This window comes from Nevskia soli (genome assembly GCF_903970205.1).
Lineage (GTDB): Bacteria > Acidobacteriota > Terriglobia > Bryobacterales > Bryobacteraceae > Bog-113.
In genome coordinates this window covers 1-4,356 of record NZ_CAJCHS010000307.1, presented here as the reverse complement: position 1 = coordinate 4,356, position 4,356 = coordinate 1, and the positions used below count along the sequence as shown (strand labels likewise).

Here is a 4,356-nt window from a genome sequence, read left to right as displayed (position 1 = left end):
GGCGACCGCCGTGTTGTGGAAGAAATCGCGGCCTTTAGGAACGCGGTACGCCATGTGGAAGCCGTCAATCAGGCTCTTGATGATGCTCGACGCGGCCCATATGGCCAGCACGTTCGCGGCGATTAGAAGTCCCACCGGCTTTGGGCCGCGCAGTCGAAACTGCATCATCACCACCTGATCCGTTCCCGGCGGCAGCACTTCCGAGAGGAATCCGGCAATCTGCTGGGCAACAAACTCCGCCCGCACCTGGACTAGAATGGCGGCGGCCGAAGTCAGAATCGGGAAGAACGAGAGCAGCGAGGAATACGCCGCGCCCTTGGCCAGACTGAACACGCCGTCTTCCGCGGAGGAGACGACGGCCCTCCGCAGCAGAAACGGCAGGTTGCGCCAGAGTGCGGACGCCATCGCTCCCGGCTACGCCGCCGAAGTGCTACGCCGCCGCACGAACTGCAAAGCCACCGGCAATAGCGAGATGACGACGATCGCAAGAACCACGACCTCGATGTTCTTCTGGATCACCGGCACGCTGCCCAGCTTATACCCGAGCAGCGTCATCGCCGCGATCCAACCGGCGCCGCCGAAAACGCTGAACGTCAGGAAGCGCGTGTAGGGCATGCCCGCGACGCCGGCCATGAACGGCATGCACGTCCGGATCACCGGAACAAAGCGGGCGTAGACGATCGCGCGGCCGCCATAGCGCTCGTAAAACTCCTTCGCGCGCTGGATGTGGTCGGGGTTGAACAGGCGTGAGCGCGGCCGGCTGAACACTAGCGGCCCGGCACTGCGGCCCAGAAAATATCCTGTATTGTCGCCGATGATCGCAGCGCAGATCAGCACCCCGATCAGCACCGGCAGCTTCAGGAAGCCGAATCCGCAGACCACTCCAACCGAGAAAAGAAGCGAATCGCCGGGCAGAAAAAATCCGGCAAGCAAGCCCGTCTCGCCGAAGATGATGAGCGACAGCAGGCCATAGCCGAGCCAGCCGCTGAACTGGCTCGACAGCATCGCTGCTAACCGGTGCGGATCGGTGAGCGACTTTAGAAAGTCGAGAAAAGCGTGCATCTAGCTGCGGAAGCTCTGCACCAGGCGCGTGATCGTGTCCTGGTGAATCTTGATCTTGCCGTCTTTCTCCAGTGCTTTGCGAACACCGGCTTCGAACAGTCCCATCCGCTCACGCGAGTCCTTGTTCTTCAGTTCGTCGCGCAGGGTCGCCTGCTGCGCCGCGAAGTTCGCCATATCGGCCGGAGTATGCGAGACGACTTCAATCACCGCTTTCCCATCCGCTGCCGGAACTGGCCCCACAATCGACCCATCCTTCGCCTTAAACGCATCCCCGAGGAGCGACGCCGAACCCAGTCCCTCCACAGCGCCCTCGCGATTGAAGTCGTTCGACTGCTTCATATCGAGATTGAGTTCCTTAGCCGCTTTGGCGAGATCGTTCCCATCCGCCTTGGCTTTAGCGGCCAGATCCGCCGCTGCTTTCGCCACCAGATCGTCCAGCTTTTGACGCTTCACCGCGGTTTCCACCTGCACGCGGACTTCGTCCAGACTTGACGGGTGCGCGGGGGCGATCGCTGTCACTTCCGCCACCGCAACCTGATTCGGAGTGAGGCTCACCGGCTGCGTGATCTCGTTCACCTTCAGCCCGTTCAGCGCCGTTTGCAACGCCTGATTCACGCCGATTTTCGGAAGAGGGTCGCCCGGCTTCACGTTATCGACCCGGATCAGCTCGCCATGCACATCGGCTGCGGCTTTATCCGGATGAGCCGGATCCTTCTGTAGTTCACGCGTCAACTGATCCGTCATTTTCTGGATCTGATCGGCCGCCTGCCGCTTCTTGTACTCGGCCGCCAGCGTATCCTTCACTTCCGCGAACGGCTTCAGATGCGCGTCTTCGCGCTGCTCGACCTGAATGATGTGATAGCCGTAAATGGTCTTGACCAGGCCGCTCGTCTGGCCCGGCTTCAACGAAAAAGCGGCGTCTTCGAACGGCTTGACGGTCTGTCCGCGGGTGATGAAATCGAGTTCGCCGCCCTTGGCCCCGGACCCCGGATCCTGCGAGTACTTCTTCGCCAGCTCACCGAAATCCGCGCCGCCCTGAATCTGCTTCAGCAGGTCCTTGGCTTTCGCCTCCACCTGCGCGTCATCGTTCTTCGCCTTGTCGGTCTTGAGCAGGATATGGCGAACCTTGACGCGCTCGGGCAAGCGAAAACGATCCAGGCTGGAATTGTAGACCGATTGCAGATCGCTATCCGACGGATTGATGGATTGCTCGACCGTGCTGGTGTCGAGGAGAATCACCGCCAGGCTGCGCTTTTCGGGCGAGATATACGACGCGGTGTGCGTCTTGTAGTAGCTTTCGAGGTCGGCGGGAGAGACTTGCACCTTGCTCTCGAATTGCGCGGGCTTGATCAGAACGTAATCGACTTTGACCTTGTCGTTGCGCTGCTTATACTCCTGCTCCACCTGCGATTTGGTGACGACGATCCCGGCGGAAACGATCTGGTTAAGGCGGGCGACCAGCATCTGGCGCCGGGTATCGTCGATGAACTGCTGGATGGTCATGTCGCGCTGCGCCAGAGCCGCGCTCACGGCATCCTGGTCGACGCTGCCGTCTTTCTTGATGAATTGGGGAGGCAACTCCGCGCGGATGGCGTTGGCCACATCGTCATCGGAAACCGAGACCCCGAGCCGTTTGGCCTCGTAAGCGAGCGCGCGCTCGTTGATGAGCTGCTCGACCACCTGAGGCGCATAAAAGCTCATCATTTCGGGCGGGAGATTCTTGCCGCGCATACTGGCCGAAATGGTCTGCATCACGGCGGTGGTGGTGACCGTGTCATCCCCGATTTGAGCCACGACATCCGGGTCATTACTACCGGAGAGCCCGCCACCCCCGGCGCCGGGGATGAGATAGGTCACCATGGAGATGGCCACGACGCCCAGGATTACGCCAAGAAGGATACGGACAGCCTTATCGCGGCTGCGGAAGAGGTCAAACATGAACGGGAGGTCCTTTCAGAACTTCGGAAACTCTTATTGTAGCGTGGGAAACGGGGTAGGACGGGGAACAGACGGTCCGTAGAACAACGCAACCGGTCAAATGGGAGGGTCGTCGCGCTTTCACCACCCTTGCCGGTTCATCTTGGGAAAGTGAAGCGGTCGACGAGCGCCCTCACGCGCTCTTTCGACGGCTGGGGCGGAAATCGCTTGGTTCTGGTTAGCTCGGCGATACCATGAAGGCTCGCCCAAAACAGTTCCGATATAACCTCCGGCTTCGAGCTCTGCCCCTGAAACAAACTCCAGAAGCTGGGAAAACGCGAATCGCAAGAACACGAGCGTGGGGTGCGTACCTGGTTTTACGCGATCGCCTCACAGTCAGGATTCCCGATCTGCTTTCGCTTGCCGAGAACTACACTCTGGCCGGAGAGGCCGCCAGTCTCGCCGAGAGCGATGATCATGATGCCATGCTTTCTGTTCTCGATTCCTTGAACGTGAACGACTAGACTACTCTGGACCGCAGCTGCGAGCCCTGGTGCGCGGTGATTAACGAGCACATTACCCGCAGCTAGCCAGGCGCCGTTGCGATCCCTCTCGGTCTGAAAGATTCGAAGGAACGCGGACGTGGTGTCGGAAGGCGAGTTCGCCATCACGATCACTGCATGCGCGGGGAACTCGGGGTAGAGTTTCACCGCAGTATCGGTTGGGACGTCGGCTCTCAGTTGAATCAAAGGTTTACGTAACCAGCGGAGATAGCTTTGGCCAGGGATTTGGAGGCGGCTCGGTATGCGGCGGCGGCCGCAGCCAACCGCGCATCGGTTGGCCGGAAATCGGAAGTTACTTGTTGTCGGCTTGCGGCGCTGCGCAACACACGATTCTAGTCAACGGCGTTCACCCCGCCTACTACCAGCGCTCACTCGATAACTCCTATCATTCAGGAAGTGAGTCCACTTGCCCTGGCACGGACCGTGACGAAATCCGGGCGGATTACCTCGCCACTCTTCTGAATAGCGGCCACAACCAGGTTCCGATTCCCTCGCAAGTGACTCGGTCGATTATCTGGACAGATAGCGCGACTTACCTCAGTGAACTAAGCCAATTCATCGCGGACGAGCAGATTCTCTTTAGCGAAAAGGGCCAACGCCTTGTATCAGCTGGATTGATAACCGAGGCTGAAGTCAGCGCCTCTCGGCCGACTCTCGAACTGACCGTCACCAATGCTCGACAGACAAAACTCCCCGAGCTTCCAGGTCTTCCCGGAGCTATTGACGGCGTCATCTTACACAAGTAACCGCAACGAAGGTGCTATCGGCCAGGGGCCGCTTCAATGGACTGCTCCATTGCGAAATACGCCGGCTT

Annotated in this window: 5 protein-coding genes; 1 reads left to right on the top strand and 4 read right to left on the bottom strand. The window is 59.6% G+C overall.

The features are described 5' to 3' along the window. The 4 genes from H1Y01_RS13480 to H1Y01_RS13465 all read right to left on the bottom strand — a co-directional run. Positions 1–405, bottom strand: a 405-nt coding sequence (locus tag H1Y01_RS13480; RefSeq protein ID WP_180541034.1) for a YhjD/YihY/BrkB family envelope integrity protein, incomplete at its 3' end; no start/stop codon positions are given. Positions 406–414: 9 nt separating this feature from the next. Then, the gene (locus tag H1Y01_RS13475) at positions 415–1,062 is read right to left on the bottom strand and encodes a DedA family protein (RefSeq protein ID WP_180541033.1); all 648 of its coding nucleotides are present in this window, start codon (positions 1,060–1,062) and stop codon (positions 415–417) included. Continuing rightward, a complete protein-coding gene (locus H1Y01_RS13470) occupies positions 1,063–3,000 on the bottom strand; it encodes a peptidylprolyl isomerase (protein ID WP_180541032.1) in 1,938 nt (645 codons plus the stop codon). 356 nt (positions 3,001–3,356) lie between these two features. Next, the gene (locus tag H1Y01_RS13465; protein ID WP_180541031.1) at positions 3,357–3,689 is read right to left on the bottom strand and encodes a hypothetical protein; all 333 of its coding nucleotides are present in this window, start codon (positions 3,687–3,689) and stop codon (positions 3,357–3,359) included. A gap of 152 nt (positions 3,690–3,841) precedes the next feature. Here H1Y01_RS13465 and H1Y01_RS13460 point away from each other — a divergent pair, with 152 nt between their 5' ends. Then, a complete protein-coding gene (locus H1Y01_RS13460) occupies positions 3,842–4,288 on the top strand; it encodes a hypothetical protein (protein ID WP_180541030.1) in 447 nt (148 codons plus the stop codon). The last annotated feature ends 68 nt before the right edge of the window (positions 4,289–4,356 follow it).

Bases quoted from the DNA above. Each gene is read 5' to 3' on its own strand.
- H1Y01_RS13475 (WP_180541033.1), bottom strand. From the start codon at position 1,062: ATGCACGCTTTTCTCGACTTTCTAAAGTCGCTCACCGATCCGCACCGG.
- H1Y01_RS13470 (WP_180541032.1), bottom strand. From the start codon at position 3,000: ATGTTTGACCTCTTCCGCAGCCGCGATAAGGCTGTCCGTATCCTTCTT.